Source organism: Streptomyces sp. NBC_01217 (genome assembly GCF_035994185.1).
GTDB lineage: Bacteria > Actinomycetota > Actinomycetes > Streptomycetales > Streptomycetaceae > Streptomyces.
In genome coordinates, this window is record NZ_CP108538.1 from 8,794,930 (window position 1) to 8,816,681 (window position 21,752).

General features: G+C 70.2%; 1 protein-coding gene. It reads right to left on the reverse strand.

Annotated elements, in window-relative coordinates; translation table 11 throughout:
• Positions 1-45 precede the first annotated feature (45 nt).
• A complete protein-coding gene (locus tag OG507_RS39185; RefSeq protein WP_327365082.1) occupies positions 46-21,729 on the reverse strand; it encodes a toxin glutamine deamidase domain-containing protein in 21,684 nt (7,227 codons plus the stop codon).
• Positions 21,730-21,752: the final 23 nt, after the last annotated feature.

Consider the following 21,752-nt stretch of genomic DNA (forward strand, 5'->3'; position numbering starts at 1 on the left):
TTTCCACCGGTTCCGCGGCCCCGGCGCTTTTGCGCGCGGCGGCCGTCACACGACGTGCTTCAGATCCCCGCCCACGACGAGCTCGCAGAAGCGGGCCGCCTCGGTGCCGGCACCGGCACCGAGCAGCCGCGGGTCGGGCGCGATCAGCCTGGCGCGTGGGTCGAGGTCGATCGACACCACCGTGCCCTGTGCGGACTGCGGAGCCTGCGTCCGCTCTGCCGTGGCCTGCTCCAGCCAGCGGACCGTCCCCAGGACGTTCACCGCCCACAGTTGCTCACCAGGCACCGCGCCCATGACCAGCGACCGGGCGCCGGGACCGGCGTCCAGCAGCATCTGCTCCAGCCGTGCCACCTCTTCGGTGACCGGCCCCTCCCACTCGCGCTTGGCGAGCGCGATGCGCTCGCGGTACCCGAGCGGACCGGGCGGCACGGCCTCCGCGGTGCCGGCGGGCGCCTCCTGCGATCCCTCCTGCCGCCGGTACATGGCGGCCCGGGTTCCGGCCTGCTCGACCAGCCGCTGCACGGCCTGCTGCCGGAACTCGTTCTTAGTGGTGGCCGCGTAGGCACGGGCCCGCTCGGACAGCTCGTCGAGGGCGTCGGCGCGCCGCGCGTGATCGTGCTCGTCGATCGCCTGGTAGTCGTGCAGCAGCCGGTCGAGGTCCGCCACCCGCGAGAGCGACCGGAGGTCGGACGCCGTGGAATCGCTGGTGTGCGCGCGGAACCGGTCCAGGTCGAGGAGGTCGACCGCGTCAACCTCGTCGACCGGGTGGGCCGTCCGGTCCGCGTGGACTGCGTCGACCGCGTCGACCTCCACCGCGAACCGCGCGCCGGTGTCGCTCGGCGACACCGCGTCGGCGACGAGGTCGGTGCGGTCACCCTCCACGGACGGCTCGTAAGCCCCCGCCGCGGTGGCCCGCAGTCCGACACCGGTGCGCCCGCCGTCGGACTCGGTGCGTTCCTCGGTCAGCGGGAGGACGACCGTCCGGCCGCCCCCGTCGGAAGGTACGAAGTACATCCGTGCTTCGTCCGCCGCCAGTTCGTACTCGGCGGCGTCCGACGGCAGGACCGTCCGTAGTTCCTCCCAGTTCGCGACGCGCCCGATCCAGCCGTTGTCCCCCCGCAGCACGTATCCCTGCTCATGCAGGAAGTCGTCCCCGAACCGCGTCCAACGCCCCCTCAGCGCGCCGCCGTCCGGCAGCAGCACGCTTCCGGCGGAACCGACCTGGTAGCCGTACGACCGCGACGAGTGCGGGAACGGCCGGCTGAACTCGCGGAACACCTCTGCGCCCTTGCCGCTCCCCGGCACGGTGAACGGCTGTTCCAGCTCCCGCTCCTGCAGGCCGTACCGCTCGGCCATGACCGTGATCTCACGGCCCATCTCCCAGCCCTCGGCCTGCGGGTCCATTCCGTGGTCGCGCGAGCCGCCGTCGAGGCCGAGCAGCAGGACGCGTCCGTGCTCCGTCACGACCTCCTGTGCCGCAAGGCCCGCGGGTACGTGGTCCACCAGCTCGATCACGGCGTGGATCCCGGGCTTGGTGAGCCCTTCGCCCACCAGCGACCGCGCCGGCCCCATGCGGCGCTCGATCTCCAGGGCGACCGCGGTCAAGTACGCGGCGGCGTCGCCCAACTCGCCCAGGGTCTCGTTCATGCTCTCCGGGACTTCGCGCCGGGACAGCGCGTCGACGGCCCGGTTCACACGCTCGGCCAGTCGGGCGAAGCCCGCGGCCTCGGTCTCCACATACGTGAGGAGGTGCTCTACCGTCACCTCGGACAGCCCCGCAGCCCGGTCGCGCAGCGAGTACGGCACACCGAAGTTCTGGGCGATGTCCAGCGTCTCGTGGAGCGTGTGGTGGGCCAGCTCCTCCCGGTGGTCGTAGTGCAGCCGCCAGAAGGCGAAGATGCCCCAGGCCACCGCGGCGATCTCCTGCCGCGACGCCCCGGCCCACTGCGCCAGTTTGAACATGCGCATCGCGGTGAACGACTGGCCTGCCCACACGGGAATGCCCAGCTCGCGCGCGAGGATCGTCGACTCCGCGTTCTCGTTCCGCGTCGAGGGGTGGGTCCTGCCGTCCTTGAGCGGGTTCTGGCCGCGATCTTTCGTGGAGTGGATGCGGCGGCCGTCCTCGTCGACGACGGTAGTGCTCTGTGCCTCCTTCGAACGGTCGGCCGGCAGCAGCCCGGTGCCGTACGTCACCGGATAGTGGCGGGAGTCCTTGAAGTACTCCATGAGGTCGTGCAGGACCATCATCTTGTCGCGTATGCCGAACTCCGCGGGGTCACGCAGGACCGCCGCCATGCCGCCGCGGTCCCAGACGGTCGTCGCCAGATGCCTGAGGTCCTCGGGCAGGTTCTTCGCACGGAAGTGCCGGAGGTAGGCGCCCAGTTCCCTGCCGTCGGCGTGGGACACGCCCGATTCCATCTCGCCGAGCATCCGCTCCCCGTCAGGGAGGTCCCGCACATGCGTGTGGATGCGGGTGAGCAGGATGTCCAGCATCTGCTCGACGTGCCCTTCGGACTCGACCCGCAGGGCGAGTTCCTTCTCCTGGTGCCGGCTCGGCTTCGCCGCGGTCCAGCCCAGCAGGCCCCGTGCGAGATCCGTGTAGTTGTCGACCCTGACGTCCTGCCGCTTCGCACCGAACTGCGGGTGCTTCCCCACTTCCGTCTCCAGCACGGCGTGGTATCCGCGGTGCCCGGTCGGCTCCACGATCAGTCGTGCCAGCCGCTTCCGGATGCGGTCGCGATCGTGCCTGAAGGCGCGCCGCTCCGCCGCGCTCAGCACCTGACCGTGGCGCTCCTCCTGCAGGCCCCGCTCGATGGCCGAGATCTGATCGGCGAGGAACTTCTTCTGCTTCAGCAGCATCTCGTCCGGCAGCTTCGCGATGCTGTCCCGGAGTTCGCTCTCCGATTCGTCATCCCACTTGGGCCCGGCGGGCTGCGGGGAGCTCCAGCCCAGCCACCCCCACAACGTGTCGACGACCGACAAACTCTTCGCAGCGGCCGCCTGACGGGTCGTCCACTCGAGATGCTGCCGCAACATCCGCAGGTTGCTCTCGTGTTCCTCCTCCAGCTCCTCCGTCGCCTTCCTGAACTGCTCGGTCAGGTTGACGCCCGCCACGATCAGCGCTCCGCCGAGCCTCTTTCCGGGCTGTGTCCCGAGCAGCTCGGAGAATTCCGCCGCGACCGTCCGGGCTGCCTCCTCCCGGCCCTGTACGAGTTCGGCCGCAACGGCGATCTGCGCCACCCTGTGGGCGTCACGCATCTCCCGCACGTGCCGCTCCGAGCCGAACACCACAGCCGGGGCTCCCAGCAGTTCCTCGGCCCGACCCATGGCAGCGCGGAATTCCCGCGCCGGAAGCTCGCGCATCTCGTCCGGGAGCAGCGCGTCGTCCCGGCCCGAGAGGTCGCCCAGCCCCAGTTCCACCATCCGGCCCTCGGCGGCCTCGAACCGCGACTCAGCGGCGGCCAGGCGCCGTTCGTGCGTGTCGGCCACCTCCGCGTCCGCTGAGGAACCCGCGCCCTGGAGCCGTTCCCGGAAGGCCGCACCGGCCGTGAACGCGGCGGCCAACTCCTGAGCGGCCCCGGCGTACTCCGTCATGACCTCGCTGCGTTCGGTTCGCGGGCTCGATCCGGCCAGGACGCCGTCGGGAGCGCTGGTGGCCGTACCCGGTGCGTTCTTGAACAACACGGGCTTCACGGGGACGCCGAGATGCTCGCTGATGCGACCGGCCGTGTTGGCGAGCCATTGCCGCGCCTCATCGGAGTCGACGCTCGGCCGGATCTTGTTGCTCATATAGCGGCCGGACTTGTCCGTGAGCTCCCAAGCCTGCGAGGCGGGGTTGTAGGAGAGCTCTCCGCTGACGCGCGCGGGCCGGACCGCGGTGGTGCCGTCCTCGCGGAACCCGGCCGCGACGGTCGGATGGCCCTGGTTGTCGATCGCCGCCTTGAGCTGCTCCAGGGTCAGGTCCGGGTCGGCTCGCCGCATGTGTGACAGGAGCTCGTGGAGCTCCTCCTGCGTCATGATGGACAGCACCTGGTCGCTGCCGATACTGATCTGCCCGTCCTCGTCGACGGCGTAGTGCCAGACGCCCTCGGTGCGCTCGAGCAGGGCCGGCTTGAAGTCCTCCAGTCGGTACCACAGGGGGTTGAGCCGAACCTGGTCGAGGGCTACCCCGTCGCGCTCGCGGTCCTTGACCTTCTTCGGACCCGCCAGCGGGCCGTAGTCACGGTCCAGTTCCCCGGTGCCCGTGCCCGCGACGAGCGCGCCGTGGGTGATCGTGGGCCGTTCCGCGTCCTTGGCGAGGATCGTCATGCGCAGGGCGGAACTGAGCGTTTCGGCCGCGTTGCGCACCCACCGTGTGACGGTGGCGGGTTCCACACCGGGGCGGACGACGGGGCCCACGTAGCGGCTTGACGCGTCGATGGTCCACTGGCCGGTGAGGGGGTCGCGGAACAGTTCGCCGCCGACGCGGGCGGAGCCGATCACCGTGGCGCCGGTCTGGTCGAATCCCGCGGCGACGGTGGGCACTCCCTGGTCGTTGAGGAGCCCCTTCAGGTCCGCCATCGTGAGATCGGGGTGAGTGGTCCTCATCGCCTCCAAGAGTTCAGTGCGTTCCTCCTCGCCCGCTATGGACCAGACGTCCTCACTGCCGATGAAGAACCGGCCGTCCTCGTCGATCGCGTACGTCCAGACGCCGCCGCGCTCCAGCAGGGCCGGCTTGAAGTCCTCCAGGCTGTACCACAGGGGGTTGAGACGGACCTGGGGCGGAAGGGCGTCGTCCTTCTCGCCGCGCTTCACCGTCTTCGGCTGCACCGCCGGACCGTACCGGTCGTCCAGCGACACGTCGTCCTGAGGCTCCGAGTGCTGTTCGGCGACGCGGGTGACTCCGCTGCCCACCCTCTCGGTGAACCCCGAGAGGTCCACCTCCACGCCCTCGGCATGCGAGGTCTGCGCGGCGGGGGTTCCGAGCGTGCGCGGCGGTGTGGTTGTGGTGGTGTTGGTCTGGGGGTGGAGGGGGTGTCCGGGGATTCCTTCGGTGGTCGGGAGGAAGGAGACCGCGCCGGCGGGTTGGTGGACGGGGATGCCTGACTGTCCGTCGAGGAAGACGACGCCGTTGTGGTCGTGGGTGACGTTGACGACATGACCGATGCCGCCGGTGGTGTTCTCGATCACGAGCATGCCGCGGGCGCCGAGTGGTGCGGCGGACATCGCGGTGACGACCGCCGCGGACCCGGTTACCGGGTCGGGTGTGCGGTCGAGGTAGTTCTCCAGGTAGTTGTGCAGTCCGGAGGTGTCCTGGGTGATCTGTCGGTCGCCGCCGAGTTCGGACGGTGACGCCTGGTGAACGGCGCCGTCGCGCAGGGACAGGTCGACCGCGATGGCGGTCAGGACACAGTTCGTGTCGAAGCCGTCGCCCTGTGCCCGGTAGGGGTTGACCTTGTCGAGCCACTCGTAGGCGAGACGCAGGTCCTCCTGCGGGCGCATGGTCGCGGCCGCACCCGTGGCTCCCAACTTCCGTGGTGCTGAGGTGTTCTGGGGTTGGGTTTCGGTGGTGGTCCGGATGCGGGTGAGGACGTCGAGGATCTGCTGGACGGTGGCGTCCGGTGCTGTCCCGTGGAGCGCTGTGGTGATGCGCTGGTGCGCGTCCAGGGCGGTGGAGCGGTACGCGTCGTTGCGGTCGGGCAGAGTGAGGCGGTCGCCGATCTTGAATTGGTAGTCGGCGAGGATTTCGGCCCGCTGGTCCTTCAGCTGGTTGAGTTCCCGGCGCACCTGTGGCGGCGCGGACTTGAAGGCCCCGGTGATGAGGTTGCCCAGTTCCTCGTAGCCCTGGCGGATCCCGAAGCGGACCTCCATGTGCCTACGGTGTTCGGCGCCCAGTCGGTGGGCGAAGGTCCTGCGCTGGCCGCGCAGGACCGGAACCGATTCGGTGAGCCGGTAGGCGACCGGCGTCGTCGAAGGACCGCTCTCGAGGAACTCGTCGTACTCGTGGTGCAGGGCCTGCGTGATGCGTGCCTGGTTGGCCCAGGGGATGAGGTGGTCACGGACGAAGACCTCCACGGCCGCCCGCTTGTCGGCCTTGGAGGCGATGTTCTCCTTGAGGCGCGCGGGAGCGTGCTCGTCGAAGAAGCGCTCGACGTCGCCCCGTGACAGGACCCGGTCACCCGGCTCGCGGAGCGAGCTGTTGCCGTAGTGGGCCGCCACGACCTCGCGCAGGGTGCGCGCGGTGCTCTCGTACTTCGCGGGCGACAGGAAGCCGGTGCCCTCGGTGAAGACCTCGAAGCCCGGCATGGTCTCGTCAGGCACCCCGAGCCGGTCGCGGAGCTCGTGCAGCGGCCGCACCTCTCCCCAGGAGCCCGGCCGCTGCTCGATGTCGCCGTCCGTATAGGAGCGCAAGGAACCTGGCAGCGCCGTCTGGCGCAGCAGTTCCAGCGACCCCGCCTCGCGGATGCCGAACTGGTTCGACGCGAAGTGCTTGTCGACGTTCAGATCACGCGTGTTGCTGCTGGAGTGGTGTTCGGTGACCGCGTTCCGGGAAATCTCGCTGACGGTCCGCAGCGGTACCAGGAAGGACCGGATCATCGGCTCTTGGGCGTGGTCCGCACGGTACTTCTCGACCCACTTGACCTGCCGCAGCGGCTGGCCGAAGCTCACCCAGAGCACCTTCTCGTCGACGCCCTCGGACCCGGTGTGGATCTGGACGACACCGTCCTCGTCCTGGCCGATGTCCTTGAACCGCGGCGCGTGCGAACCCAGCGCGTCGCCGAACACCGCCGAATACACGGGCACATACGGCTCACCGTCGATGACAACGGTCTCGGGGACATCACGGTTGATGAAGCCTTGTCCCGGACCGTCGGCGACCTGGCTGGCCGCGATGTACTCCGCACCCGGAACGCCCAACACGGGCCAGTCGTGGTCGTGCCCGTCCAGCGCCTTGTGCGCAGCGTTGACGGACTCGTCCAGGTACTTCCCGTCCGGAAGTGTGTCGATCAACTGCCGGACCTCGCGCACCCACGTATGCCGGTGCTCGGACGACACGTCGCCCAGGAACTCGCCGATCGCCCGGCCCAACTGCTCACGGTCCGGGTTCGGCCGGACCACCAGCCGCTCCAGCTCGCGGCTGAAGCGGTCGAACCGCTGCCGCTCCACCGGATCGACCGGCTTGCGGCGTGCGGCCCGGGCCTTCACATGCGGCCGCCCCGACGACACCCCGTCCACCGTCGATGCCTTGTCGGTTGCGTTCTCGGGGCCTCCGAGCGTGCGCGACGGCGTGGTGGTTGTGGTGATGGTGTCGGTCTGGGGGTGGAGGGGGTGTCCGGGGATGCCTTCGGTGGTCGGGAGGAAGGACACCACGCCCGCGGGTTCGTGGACGGGGATGCCCGACTGTCCGTCGAGGAAGACGACGCCGTTGTGGTCGTGGGCGACGTTGACGACATGACCGATGCCGCCGGCGGTGTCCTCGATCACGAGCATGCCGCGTGCGCCCAGCGGTGCGGCGGACATCGCGGTCACTACCGCCGCGGAGCCGGATACCGGATCGGGAGTGCGGTCGAGGTAGTTGGACAGGAAGTTGCGCAGTCCGGAGGTGTCCTGCGTGACCTGCCGGTCACCGCCGAGTTCGGACGGTGACGCCTGGTGCACAGCGCCGTCGCGCAGGGACAGATCGACCGCGATGGCGGTCAGGACACAGTTCGTCTCGAAGCCACCGCCCTGCGCCCGGTAGGGGTTGACCTTGTCCAGCCACCCGTAAGCAAGACGCAGATCCTCCTGCGGGCGCACGAACCCGGCCGTACCCGCGGCGCCCAACTGCCGTGTCATGCCGGCGATCCCAGTGCGGTCCGCCTCCTTGCCCTTCTTCAGTGCCTCCGCCTTCGCGGCGTCCGCCTTGGGGGGCCGCGAGAAGACGGCCTTGGGCGGCTCCGGGATGTTCTCGATCGGTCCGCGGCCCTGTGTGGTGGCGTCCAACTGGTACCAGTTGGTGAGCCGGTCGGTGAGCCGGCGCACCCGCGTGTACTCGTCCGAGAGGGCGTCGGCGAAGGCGAGGCGGGCGTTCAAAGCGGACTCCACGTCGTTGAGTCGCTGCTGCGCGGTGTCCCGCGCGGCACGGGCGGCGGCGACTTGCCGCGCCCGCGCCAGCGTCGTCCGCGCCTGCTCGATCTGCTCGGACCGTATCTCCTCCCAGCCGTCGTGGGCGGGTTCGGCGAAGTCATTGTCCTGCTCGAGCGAGCGGAGCGCACCGAGGGCGTCCTCGACCGACGGCACGGACCGCTGTCCACCGCCGGTGAGGTCGTTCAGCACCTTGTCGGTCGCGATCAGCTCGGACTCCCGCTTCGCGGCGTCGCCGCGGCGCAGATCCCAGTAGGCCCGGTCGGCGGCGGTCCATTCCTTGTCCGCCTTGCTGACCGCGTCCCAGGACTCGGCGACCTTGGCCGGGAAGTTGGCGTCGCCGACCAGGCCGAGCTGCCGGGCCCGGTCTTCGCGCACCCAGGCCAGCACCGTGGTGTCGGTCTCCAGCGCTTGCGGCTCGCGCTGCGGGTTGCCGAAGAGGCTCCGGACCCGCCCGACCGGGGCGCTGTCCTTCAGGTGGTGGTGGACTTGGGCGATCGACAGCCACTTCGTGGGGATGGCGAAGAGGAACGCCCGGCCCTTGTCCGGCTTGACGTTCACCGAGGCGAGCTGCTCACTGGCCTGACCTGCGGTCACGGAGTCGACCTCCTGGGCGCCCGACCCGCTGCCTATCTGACTGGTGCCGACCGCGGGAGAGGAGGTCGTCGGTCCGGCGAACAGGACGTGGTCGGCCGCTCCCACGCGGCCTGCGGACGAGCCGACGCCATGCGTGCCCCGTTCGGCGCCCTCGAACTTCATCCCGTCCGCGACGGCCATCAGCCGCGCCCCGGAGAGGTCGGGCTTTGAGTAGAGCGCGAGAGCACCGTCCGCGCCCCCGAAGAAGCCGCGGTCGGTCAGCCCCGCCACCTGGTAACCGTCCGGAGTCAGGGTCCGGTCGTAGAACGCCGTCAGCGCCGCGTTGGACGTGCCGTCCTCCAGGCTCTGCGCAGATCCGGTGCCGGCGCGGGTCAGCGCCGTGTCCTTCGCCTTCACCAGCAGGTCCGCGTCGAGGGGACCATGTTCGGGTACCGACAGGGACGCGTTGTACGCGGCGCCCAGGGCCAGCGTGTTGGCGGTGTGCAGACCGTCCAGGCCGACGACGCTGCGGATCGCGAAGCCGTCCTCGGGCATCTCGAACGGCTTGACCGTGCCACCGGAGTCCAGGTGCGCGACGTCGTGCCAGCCGCCGGCCCCGAGCGACGACGGCAGGGCGACCCGATGGGGCTCACCGTGCTGCGCCAGTCGCGCCGGCTCGAGCGGATCGACCAGCCCGGCCGCGTTCTGCGGGTCGGGTCGCATCAGGCTCAGCGGGAAGTGCTCGATCAGCCTGCCCACGTTCGCCTGGACCGAGATCGAGTGCTTCCGGCGTCCGGTCCACATCTGCAGCCATCGCCCGGCCTCGTCCTTGAGACGGCCCATACCGCTGTGCGCGACGGCGGCCGGATCAGCCGGCTTGGTGTCGGTTATCTCCAGATCGAGCCGCAGCTCGTACTCCGTGGCGTACTCGCCGTGCGCCTGCGTGGTCGTCGCGGTCGAGAACTCGACGCTGCTGGCGTTCCGCGTCTGGGTGGTCGCCTGCACCGACGAACCCACCTGCGACAACGTCGGGCCCGCGGACCTGGCCACGGAATCCGAGGTGTGCGCGCCCTCGGACACCGAGACGCCGATCAGCTTGCCCGAGGCACGGCTGTGCGCCTGCTGGATGGATTCCACCGCCTGCCGGTGCTCCTCCAGCTCCACGCTGTGGCCCAGGCCCTCGAAACTGTCGTCGGTGCCCTTCACGGGGACCAGTTGGGCCCGCAACCGTACCTGCCGGTGGCCGACCCACGTCTGGGCCCAGTCCGAGCCCCAGCGGCCGATGCGCGCCGGCACCGCGGAACCCGTGCCCGACATCTCCTTGCCGATGGCACGCACCACACGGCCGGACACCAGACGGCGCATCTGCTCGCGGTCCTGCGCGGAGAGCCCCAGCGGCGTCAACTGCTCTTCGAACTGACGCAGTGCCGCCGCCGTGTCGAGCGAGTTGACCGGCCAGCTGCCGAAGGCATGGCCGCTCAGCCACGGGAACGGCGACCACGACTGCTTGTTGTACAGCGGCACATCACCGAAGCCGTCCTTCAGCAGCCCGAGCCGGTAGGCGCTCTTCTCCGGAACGTGGCCCACCCAGCCGTCGGGCACCACGAGCTTGCGCCCCGACACACCGGCCAGGGACGCCGGAACGTGATCCTTGGTGTGCGCCCACGCGCCGATCCGTTCGGAGGCGGCCGCGATCTCGTGCTGGACGGGGGCGGTCGCCAGGACGTGGCGTCCGGTGTCCTTGCGGTTGACCTCCGACACGGCTGCCCGCTGAACCGTCACCGACTTCGAGACGTCCAGCCGGTACGGGCTGGCCACCAGGGCGTAGGTGCCGGTGACCCCACTCCCCGCGTTGTGGGACTTCTGGTATCCCACCTGGCCGCCGAAGAACAGCGTGTTGGTCCTGGCTTCGCGGCCGGCGGCCTGCGTGACGCCACCGACGGTGGTCTCGGTCTCCACCTTCTCCGCCTTGGTCAGGGCGGTCATGCCGGGCAGGATGGTCGTCCGGTGCGCGAGTGATGTCGACCGGTTCAGATACGGCGCCGACGCGAACAGCTCCGGAGCCCGCCACCCCGTTTCGGTGGAACTCTGGTCGAAGTTCGCCCGAAGTTGCCTGCTCTCCGTGAGCTGCACCGCCGCGTCGTGCGCGGGGGCGCCCTTCTGGGTCACCGTCCACGAGCCGCCCGACGCCTCCTTCAGCACATCCTCCACGACGCCGGTCAGCCGCTCGTCGGCCGTGACGGAGATCGTCTGGTGGGGGTGGGCCGCCAATACGGCGGGAGTGCGCGCGGGTGTGCCCTGCAGCGTCTTCCCCGTCCCGAGAGCCAGGTCGCGGGCGTCCTCGCGGGACAAGGTCTCCGGCGGCGTCTGCTGTACTGCCTGGCCCGCGGGGGTGGCGGGGGTGGTGACGGGGGTGTGCTCGACCGGGAGGCTCAGCAGCACTCGGCCCAGCCCCGGCGTGTCCTGCCCGCTCGTGGTCGTCGGGGGCGCGATCAGCGTGCTCTCCTGCTCCCGGAACACGAACGGCTGCGTGCCCAGGACGTTCATGAACATCAGACCGCGCATCCACCTGCGGAACCGCCAGTAACCGCCGCGCTGGGCGCCGAGACTGATCTGGTAGCTGTACAGGTGCGAGCCGCCGGTGCCGATCGACATCGCCTCGTGCGTGGCGGCCACGCCGTAGCCGCTCTCGGACTCCGTCCGCCGGCCGAGCCGCGCGCCCACGGACGCGGTGCCCAACTGCTCCGGCCGGCCGATGCCATTGCTGTTCGTGTCGCGCAGCGAGACCAGGGCCTCGAGGCCGCCCTGCACGGTCCGCGACCCACTCTGCTGACCGCCCACGGTCTCGCTGCCAGGGGCGCTGTACCGCAGCCGCAGGTCATCCTGCTTGCCCTCGTAGCGCCGCCCGGTCAGCTTCGCGTCCACCCACACGTAGCGGTGGCCGCGCGACAGCGCGCCCGACTCGACCAGGTCGATCCGCAGACCGGTGGTCATCATCGTCTCGACGTTCGACGCCATGCTGTGGTGCGACAGCTGGTTGAGGACCTCCAGCGTGTTGTGCAGCACGGTCTGGAAGTGGCTGTCGTCGCGCCACCGGGGGTTGTGCGGGTCGAGTTCGCGCAAGGGGGCGACCAGGTCCGGATAGACCTTGCCGACCTCCTTCAGTACGGCGTCGGCGAAGTGCTCCGGGAAGGTCACCCGTTTGCCGTCGATGTCGCGGCTGACGTTCCCGTCGGCGAACGTGAACTCCTCCGGGCGGCTCATGCCCAACGTCGACGGCTGGTCCTGCGACAGGTACGGCGGCGCCACCGGCTCCTTGCCGACCTGCTTGTTCTTGTCCAGCCCGGCCAGCCGACGGGCCTCGGAGCGCGTCAGCCGCTCCACCGCCCACGTCTGGAACGTCTGGGATCGAGGCGGCTCGCTCCAGTTCCGCGGCGAGTTCTTCTGCAGCCTCCCGGAATGCCCTGACGCGCTGTGCGTGGACTTGGGCGGTGCTTTCTTGGTGTTGGGCGGAGCGGTCACGGTGACCGTCTTCTGCACCAGGTACAGACCCGTTTTGGCGCCCTTGGCCTGTGCGGCGACCTTCACGGCCGCCGATCCGCCCGAGAGGGTGCTGCGGCTGCGCGACGCGCCGTAGCGGCCGGTGAGCCCGGCCATCAGCCGCAGATCGAACGCGCCGTTCTCCAAGCCGAACAGCTGGACCGCGGGACCCACCGACGCACCGATGTCGACCCCGTGGGACTTCCCGATCTGCCGCTCGTTGCGCGCCGTGCTCTGCGCGATGTCACGCAGCTCCGCGGCCGCCGTCTCGTTGATCAGAACCGCGTCACCGGACTCGGCCTTCACCGAGAACACGCCCAGTGGGTCGCTGCCGTGCTTGCCGCCGAACAGCGGCGGGGTGACGACCGGGCCCGAGTTCAGTACGCGGGACATCCCATGGAAGCCGCCGGTGGAGAAGAAGTCGCCGATCTGGGCGGCCGCCATGCTGCCCGACTCCACCCCGGCCTGTTCCCTCACCCACTCGCGGATGTGGCTCATCGGGCCGTAGGCCTCGGTGTTCACCATCCGGAAATGGGAATTGGAATTCAGTCGCATCCGCGGCGGCAGCGAGTCGGTGAGCGCCTTTCCGGTGGTCAGGGAGTCGGCGATCCGTACCGTGAGTCCGTCACGCACGGCGAAGCCGAACTCCACCGGCCGACGGGTCGTTACGGCGCCCTGGGGAATCGGCCTCCCGCTCAGGTCGATGGGGTCGCCGTGGCGGTCCTTGACCGAGAACTCGAACCAGACGTCGTCGAGATGGACGCGGGAACCGTCCGTGGTGCGGGTCTCGGTCTGGTTCACCACCTGCGTCTGCTGGTTGTACCGCACCTGCTTGCCGAAGTTGGCCTGCAGGTTCAGCCGGGCGAATGGGGAGACGAGTTGCTTGAGCGGCCCCAGGGGCGCCGTCGGGGCCAGCCCGAAGGAGGTGCCGTTGACCTTGATCTGACCGCCGGTGGCGGTCGACCGCTGCATCGTGTCGATCTTGACCGGGTTCCCGTAACCGGAGGTGAACCGTTCCCAGTTCCCGTACGGCCGGGCGGTCACCTCCAGTGTCCGGGTCTTCCCGTCCGCCGCCTTGTAGACGAACTGCTTGCCGTCGCCGAAGAATTCCTGCGGGCTGTCCCGCAGACTGCGGGACACCTGCGCCAGCAGTCCGAAACCGTCCTGCTCCCGGCTCCCCTTCACGACTGCCGGCCGGCTGCCCGCCGACTGGTCCAGCCGGATGCCGAGCTCCCTCTCGACGTGGTCGATGCCGCGCAGCGTGTGGTTGCTCTGGCCGAAGGCGAACGAACGGCGCACGACGTCCTGTGGCAGACCGGGCAGCTGCGAACCGATGCCGCCGGTCATGTAGAGGGGCAGCTGGGTGCCGTCGTCGAACCGCACCGGGCCGGTGGTCAGCAGCGCCGCAGGCAGTTCGAGGTCGAGCCGCGGCGGCCGCTGCTCGTCCAGGTCCACGGCGGTCGTCGTGACCCGCCCGGACCGCTGAACCGGCTCCTGGACGGGTGGCAGGACGGGGACGGACGTCTCGTCCAGTTCAGGGATGGCGGCCAGCCGCTTGGGGGCTCCGAGCGTGCGCGGCGGCGTGGTGGTGGTTGTGGTGGTGTCGGTCTGGGGGTGGAGGGGGTGTCCGGGGATGCCTTCGGTGGTCGGGAGGAAGGAGACCGCGCCGGCGGGTTCGTGGACGGGGATGCCGGACTGTCCGTCGAGGAAGACGACGCCGTTGTGGTCGTGGGTGACGTTGACGACATGGCCGATGCCGCCGGTCAGGTCCTCGATGACGAGCATGCCGCGTGCGCCGAGCGGTGCGGCGGACATCGCGGTCATGACCGCTGCGGAGCCGGATACCGGGTCGGGTGTGCGGTCGAGGTAGTTGGACAGGTAGTTGTGCAGTCCGGAGGTGTCCTGCGTGATCTGGTGGTCACCGCCGAGTTCGGACGGTGATGCCTGGTGTACGGCGCCGTCGCGCAGGGTCAGGTCGACCGCGATGGCGGTCAGGACGCAGTTCGTCTCGAAGCCACCGCCCTGCGCCCGGTAGGGGTTGACCTTGTCCAGCCATCCGTAGGCGAGCCGCAGATCCTCCTGCGGGCGCACGAACCCGGCCCGCTGCCCATCGGTGAGCCCCCGGTCACGAACCCGGACGCCCTCGTGCACCGCGTTCAGCAACTCCGGCCGGTTCAGCCGCTCCCGCAGCCCCTCCGTCAGATCCCCCCCCGACAGACTGTTGTCCACCGAGACCTCGTGCACCGGGGCGTCCTGCGGTTCGATGTGCACACTGGGGGCGCCGCCGGGGACGGCGTTCCGGACCAGTCCCGCGAGGTACTGGGCGATCGCTTCCTGCCGGTACACGGAGTTGCTCCGGGTGAACGTCACCCCCCGGGAGGACGCCAGCCTCTGGTACGCCTGGTGCACCTGCCAGGGTGACACCGGTGCCTTGCTCCGGTCCTTCAGCACGCTGTTGACCGAACGGACGAAGAAGTCGTCCACTTCGGTGATCCGCGCCCCGCCATAGAGGAGGTCGGCGACGCGAGCGGCCTGCTGGGGCAGCGGCTGCGCCAGAATTGCAAGGTCCAGTCCGTCGTAGGCGCGCTGCACCCGCAGGTCGAAGAACCCGTCGTCCCTGCTCCCGGCCGGCAGCAGGTCCTGGACCGTTCGCCCGAGCTCCCGCTGTTCGGTCTGCGGCAGCCGGTACCAGGAGCTGCCGGCCGCCAGGGCGGTGGTCTCCTGCCGCAGCCCGTCGATCCAGTTCTCCAACCGGGGAGTGACCAGACCGTCCAGCAGTTCCTTGACCTGCTGGTGGAACTGGCCGACCTGTTTGCGGTCCCGCTCGTCGCGGGTCATGGCGTGGTACCCCGCTTCTGCCACGATCCGGACGGTCTCGCGCTGCTGCCGGAGCTTGACCGCCAGCGATTTCAGTCCGTCGAGGTCATCGACCCGGCCGAGCTGGGCGATCTCGGTCTTGATCTCGTTGCGTACCTGCTCCATGACGGCGTGGACGGCCCGTTCCACCGGGCCCTTGGGCTTGGCCCGCAGAATGTTCTCGAACACGACGTTCACCGTGGAGCCCGTGTTGCCCAGCTCCATCCGGGCCTTCGTCTGGTGCACCGCGGCCATCGTCTTCGGATGCTGCGGAGCGGACTCGTCGCGCAGCAGGTCGATCCAGTCCTTCGCCGGGCGGTTGACGAACTGGTCCACCATCTGCTCGGCGAGGTCGCGTCGCGTCTTCACGGCCCCCTGGGTGGCATTCGTCGTGGCCCACGACGCGGACTGCGCGCCGGCCTCCGCGATCAGTCTCTCCAGGTCGCTCATCAGCGCGGTACGCCCGGCCTTGAACGTGTCCGCGAGCGCGCGCAGTTCGTCAGGGTTCTGAGCCCGGCCGAGCTCGGCGATCTCACCGCTGATGTGCTGCTCGATGCGGCTGTACACCTGGCGCAGGACCACGGTGTCGGGCCCGGCCGGAGCCACCCCCTCGATGTTCCGCATCGCCTGCGGCAGGTCCCAGTCGTGCAGCTCGCTGTGGACCAGGCTCTGGTACGCCGCGGCCGTATGGGTGACCTCGTGACCTGACTCCAGGTCCACCCGGCGACCCAGCACGTTCGCCAGGGTCACGGCGCCTCTGTCCTTGGTGCCCGTGTGGTTCTCCTGGCTGACGAACTCCCACCCGTCCTTGCCGTACCACATCAGGTTCGCGACCTCGAACAGACTGCCCTGCGGTACGGCACCGGCGTACTCGCCCGCGCCGTACCAGTCCGTCGGCTGCTGGTCCCGCCGGAACTGCACCGGATACGGCATCTTCGAGTCGGGCGACTGGTAGTGCCACACCCTCATCCGGGCCGGATCGGCGTGCGGCGTCACCGCGTACGCGCAGCCGTTCATCGTCGGCGTCACCACGAGGCGGGGACCGGACTGCCCGGGCTCCCGCAGCACGTCCGTATGCCCGACCTGATTCGCGTAGTCCTGCGCGCTGCGCGTCAGGTAAGGCACGTACGCGGCGTCCACATAGCCGTCCGTCCGCACGCCTGGCAGGGTGGTCCCCTCCTGGAAGCGGAACCGCTCCGCGCCGTAGCGCTCCACGTACCACTCGACCGCGGGCGCCAGCGCGAAGACCGGCTTCCCGGTCGTGTCCAGGCCCCGCCGCACCAGCACGAACCGGTGCTCCGGCAGGTGCCCCTCCCGGCCCGGCAGTACGTCCAGCGACTTCAGGAACTGGTCCCGGTCCACCGCGTTCAGGCCGGCGGCGTGGATCTCCAGACCCTTGTCCATGTCCATCGACAGGACGTTCGCCCGCAGGAACGTCTTCGGATCGGTGTTCAGCAGCGCCTCGGGAACCAGGTGCGCCGGCACGGGAGACTCCTGCGACGCGTTCGCCTGGCTGCCGGACTGGGTCGCGGACGAAGCCGAAGTCTCCTCGACGGCGCCACCGAAGGCACCCGGACGGATGGCGTGTTCGGCGAGCCGCGCGGCCAGTGTGCGCGCCGCGGCGGGGCCGTGTGCGTGCAGTTCCCACCCGATCTGCGCCAGGTCACGCAGGCGTTCCTGCTGTCGAAGGCCCGGAAGCGAGGGGTCGGCGTACCGCTGTATGTGGAAGGCTTCCCGCACCTCGTCGAGCGTGAGGCCGCGCAGCGACTCGTTCTTGACCTGCAACTCCCGCATGGCCTGCTCGAAGGGCACATGCTCGTTGTCCGGCTCGTGGAGCAGCCCGGAACTCGACCCCTGGATGAACTCGGTACGCTCCGACTCCGACACGATCGCCGGCCCGCGATCCCTACCCTTGCCCTTGTCGACCGTGCGCGTGGCAGGCGCCCCCAGCACGTCGACGTCCTCGGTGTCCGCCAGGGAACCGGAGCGCGAACCCGGCTGCGCCACGTCCTGGTCCTGCACCGCCTCGTGCGGAACCGACGGCGTCTCGCTGACGGCCTCGTTCCGCACGCCGTCGTGCGCGTTCCTGTCGATCGGAGCGGTGACCGTGCCCGGCGACTGGGTGGAAGCAGGCGGCTCCAGAAGCTCGGAGTGCTCCACGGGAGACGAGGGCGGTACCAGCTCCTCCGGCTCCGGGTGCACGGCCTTGACGTCGTGCTTGACGTCGTGGAGTCCGGCCCGGAGGTCCAGCATCCGCGCGACGACGACCTCGGCCTGCCGGCCGGGTGTCAGCTGCTGGAACTCGGAACCGAACTGCTCGAACAGCTGCTGGTGGACCCGGTGGATTCGCTGGCTGTCGGGGTACACGCCCGTGTACCGCATCAGCAGGTCGGTCGCGGCCCGCACGGTCTGGTCCATGGGGCGCGCCAGGGAGTTGCCGATCAGTACGGCCTGCGTCTGCACCGGCAGGTCCGCGAGGGAGGGGCGTTCGTGCAGCAGGTCCTGGTGGGCCTGGTCGATCTGCGCGCGGGTGAAGGTGTGGTCGGTGTTCCTCTGCAGCCAGCGGTTGACCTCGCTGGGCAGGCTGGCGGTTCCGGAGTCGGCCTGCCGGGAAACCTGCGGTGCCCGCTGGTCCTGCTTGCCGCTGTGGAGAGTCGTGGCGGACGTGTGGGTGGAGAGCGTCGTGTCGGGCCTGTGGGAGGTGACACCGGGGGAGCCGACCATGTCCCGCTCCGCGGTGAGCTGCACCTGCGACTGGTCCTGGTGCGGCGGGGTGTGGTCCGCCTGCGTCTCCACCCCGGAGGGGCCCGGCCCCTGGTGCGTCCCGGCCGCCGGGACGACCGTCACCTGCTGCTGGTCGCCGGTGTGCTCCCGCGGCGGCACCGCCGGGGCGCCGGTGTCGGCGGGGTTGGTCGTGGCGGGCGGGCGCCCGGTGCCGGCGGGGTTGGTGGTGGCGGGGTGTCCGTCCGAGCCCGTACGGACGGGAACGCTCTCCCCGGGCGACGGCGTGCCGGCTCGCCAGTCCCGGAAGGCGGGGTAGTAGGTGCTGTGGAAGTCGGAGTTGTAGTCGCCGGCCCGCAGGTCGCCGAGCCGGGACTGGAAGGGGTCTCCGTGTCGGGAGTCGTGCGCCAGCCAGGCCTGGCTCTTGTGTCCGTCGGGGGCGAACAGTTCGTCATATTTGACGACGCGTTCCGTACGGAAGTCGTTGCCCAGCCTGCTGACGGTGTCGTTGTGCAGCTGGAAGGACTCGATGCTGTCGGGGTGGCCCAGGCTCTCGTGGAACGCGTGCGCGGAGTCGCCCACCACGGCCTGCAGGTCGCCCTCGTGGGTGATCCGGCCGGGCAGGGATGAGCGCAGGTGGTCGCGCATGTCGGTCCACGTCGGACCGGACTCCCCGGCCTTCGGAACGTCGCCCCACCGCTCGTTGAAGTGCTGGCCGGCGGTGGTCCGCACCGTGTCCAGGTACTCACCGACGACGCGCTGCCGCCCGGCCTCGCCGAAGTGCCCGAGGAAGTCCTCGCCCAGCCCCGACAGGTGCTCCTGCACGTGCTGCGTCTCTTCCGACAGCCGCCCCCGGATGAAGTGCTCCTTCGCGATGCGACTCGGGAGGCCGTCGATGGCTCGGTTGGTCGCCCAGTCCCACAGCTCGCGGGGGCCGTCCCCGTCGCCGCGCCGGAAGACGAGGGCGTGGTCGGCCCGCAGGTCGCGCTGGAAGTCCAGCCGCACCTGGTTGACGAAACTATCGGGCAGCTCTTCGGCGCCCCTGGAGTTCCACCGGATGAGGTCGTCGAACTTCTCGCCCGTCGCCACCCGGATGTCGTGCTCGCGCGTCGCCATGCCCCCGAGGTCGTCGAACACGCCGTCCAGGAGACCGTCGATCTGGCGGCCCGTGTGCGAAGGCAGTCCGCCGCCGCTGTCCCCGTCGTGGACGAAGCGGTCCAGGATCTGGTTGAACTCCTCCTTCTTGCCTATGTAGTACTGCTCGAGAGCGTTGAAGTCGTGCGACTTGTCGCGGAAGTGGTCGACCGGGGCGTTGGTGTCCGAGGTGTGCTCGACGAATGTGAAGTCGTCCGGGCGGGACCCGTCGGCGCCGTCCTTGAGCTTGGCGACGGGCCCCTGGATGTCGGCGTCGGGGTGCCCGTACACGGTGGTGTCGTCCTTGACGTACGTCTGGAGATCGCGGTCGAAGGCGTACTTCGAGGGCGCCCTGTCGAACTGAGGCAGGTCCTCTCCCTCACCGAACCGGTTCGCCTTGTAGGCGTCCACCTGCTCCTTGAAGCGGGCGGTGAACCTCTCGCTCTGGTCGGCCCGGACGAGGTACTTGTACGCGTTCTTCTGCGCGCCGTCGACGATGCGGGTGAAGGCGTCCGAGGAGATGTGCCCCGTCCTGTCCACCTCCGCCCGGAACTCACGGGTGATGGAGTTGCGCCACTGCCATCGCGCGTTCAGGGCCTCGCGCCCGTCCCGCGCGAGGTGCGAACCGCCGAACAGGTCGTTCTCGGCGAACTTGTCGTAGGCGTTCTGCCAGGCCGTGTCGAGGTCCTGCTGTCGATACTCCAGGCGGGCTTCCGCCTCGACGACCGGAAGGTTCCGGGCGTTCTGCTCCTGCTTGAAGGTGTTCCACTGCTCGGTCTTCGCGGGGTCCCCGGGAGTGGGGGTGTGCGTCGGCTGGTGGCCGGGGACGGTGCCCGCGTCGTGGCCGGTCCCGCCGGTGAGGACACCTTCGGGGGAGCCGTCGTGCGCCGTCGCGCCGGAACCGATGTCGTGCTGCCTGATCCCGGGTGCCTCGGACGCCGGCGAGGACAGGGAGTCCGCGGGCCGCCCGCCGCCTGCGTGGACCTCGGTGGTCGCCGACGTCTCCGCGTGCACGGTCGTGCCGTCGGGCTTCGTGTGCACGGTCGTGCCGTCGGGCTTCGCGTGCCCGCCGTGGGAATCCACCGGACGACGACCGCCGCCTCCGCCGCCGGTGGTGGCCGGGTGCGAGGTCTGCGGCACGTCGTGCGTGGTCCGGGCGCCGCCGGTCGACCCCGGGGCGCTCGAGCGGACATCGGCGCCACTGCGGCTGGGGGTTGCGGGGCTGCTGCTGCCTTCGGGTGTGTGTCCGGGGGTGTGAGCGGGCGTGGGTGTGGTGGTGCTGCGGCCGGGGGTCGCGGGGCCGTTGGTGGGTTCGGGTGTGTGTCCGGGGGTGTGAGCGGGCGTGGGTGTGGTGGTGCTGCGGCCGGGGGTCGCGGGGCCGTTGGTGGGTTCGGGTGTGTGTCCGGGGGTGTGAGCGGGCGTAGCCGTGCCCCGACCACCGCCGGCGCCAGCACCCGCGCTGGACCCGCCGCCGGGGACGTGTGCGGCCTCAGGGCCACCGGCGTGCGAGGTCACGGTGCTCGGCGGAACGGTCTCCCGCACACCGCCCTCGTGCGAAGTCGTCGTGCTCGGCGGGTTGTTCCGCCCGTCGGGGCCGCTGACGGTGACGCCCCTGCCCCCGGTGCCGGTCTCGTGCGGAGCCGGCGGGGTCGAGGAGGGCCTCCCGGACAGGTCGCCGGGGGTGCGGGGCGGCCCGTCGAGGAATGCGTTGGGTGTCCCGCTCGTGGGGGTGGCGCCGTCCCGGGCGAGGTGCGGAGGCTGCGCGCCGCCGCCGGCCCCCTGACCGAAGGACGTGTTCGGCACATGGGTGTCGGGGACCGGGGCCGTCGGTCGTGTCATGCCGGGTGTCTCCCGGCCGGGACCGCCCTCCGCCGGCCGGACGGTTCCCGGGAGCGGTGCGGTGTTGCCGGGGATCCCGGCGTTCGGGCGGGGCGAGCCGGTCACCGGGTTCGTGACGCCGCTGTTCGTCGGCGGGGCGTGGTTGGTCTGGACGACCGAGTTCAACGGGAACGGGGACAGGTCCCCGACGGAGGGCAGCCCGGTGTGGGGGAGGTTGGACGAGTTCGGCACGGAGATGTTCGTCTGGCCAGGCGTCGGCGTGGGGGTCGTGGGGGCTGACACGTGCGGCACTGAGCCGCCCGGGAGTCCGTTCGGTGCGTGGAAGACGTCGAGGCCTCCCATCCCCCAGCCCATCCACACGCTCAGGCCGATGTTGACGCCCTCGCCCGCCCAGTCGATCTTGGTGGGTGCGCCCGCCGCGGCGGAGCCCATCCACTGGGTGAGTATGTCGGTGCCGAGTGTCGTGGCCGCGTTGATGATCGAGTCGGCGGTGAAGGCGGCCGCGCGCCCGATCGCGCCGGCCGCGGCAGCGATCCTGCTGATGCTGGAGGCGATGCTCTCGACGATCTCGCCGACCATTGCGGCGAGCCGCCCCAGCAGGCCGCCGATGCCGAACGAGGCGATCCCGAGGACCATCCCGAAGATCGTGGTGAGGGCCTCGATCAGGTGCGCCCGGTTGATCTCCTTGATCGCCTTCTGCAGCTCGTCCGCATAGTTGATGATCGACTTCCCGACCTCCTGCGCCACATAGCCCGCCTCCCAGATGGCGTGCCAGATGTTGTGGTCCGCCACACCGTTCCAGACCACCTGCGCCGCGTGGCCGGCCTTGCCGGTCCATCCCTCGGCCATGGACAGCACGCCGCCGTGCATCGTCCCCAGGTACTCGTGAAGCCGTTGGCCAGTATTGATCCACTGGTTGCCGAGGTCACGGATGTGCGAGTCGTCGTAATGGGCCGGCATGGCGTGTATGTGTCCTTACAGGC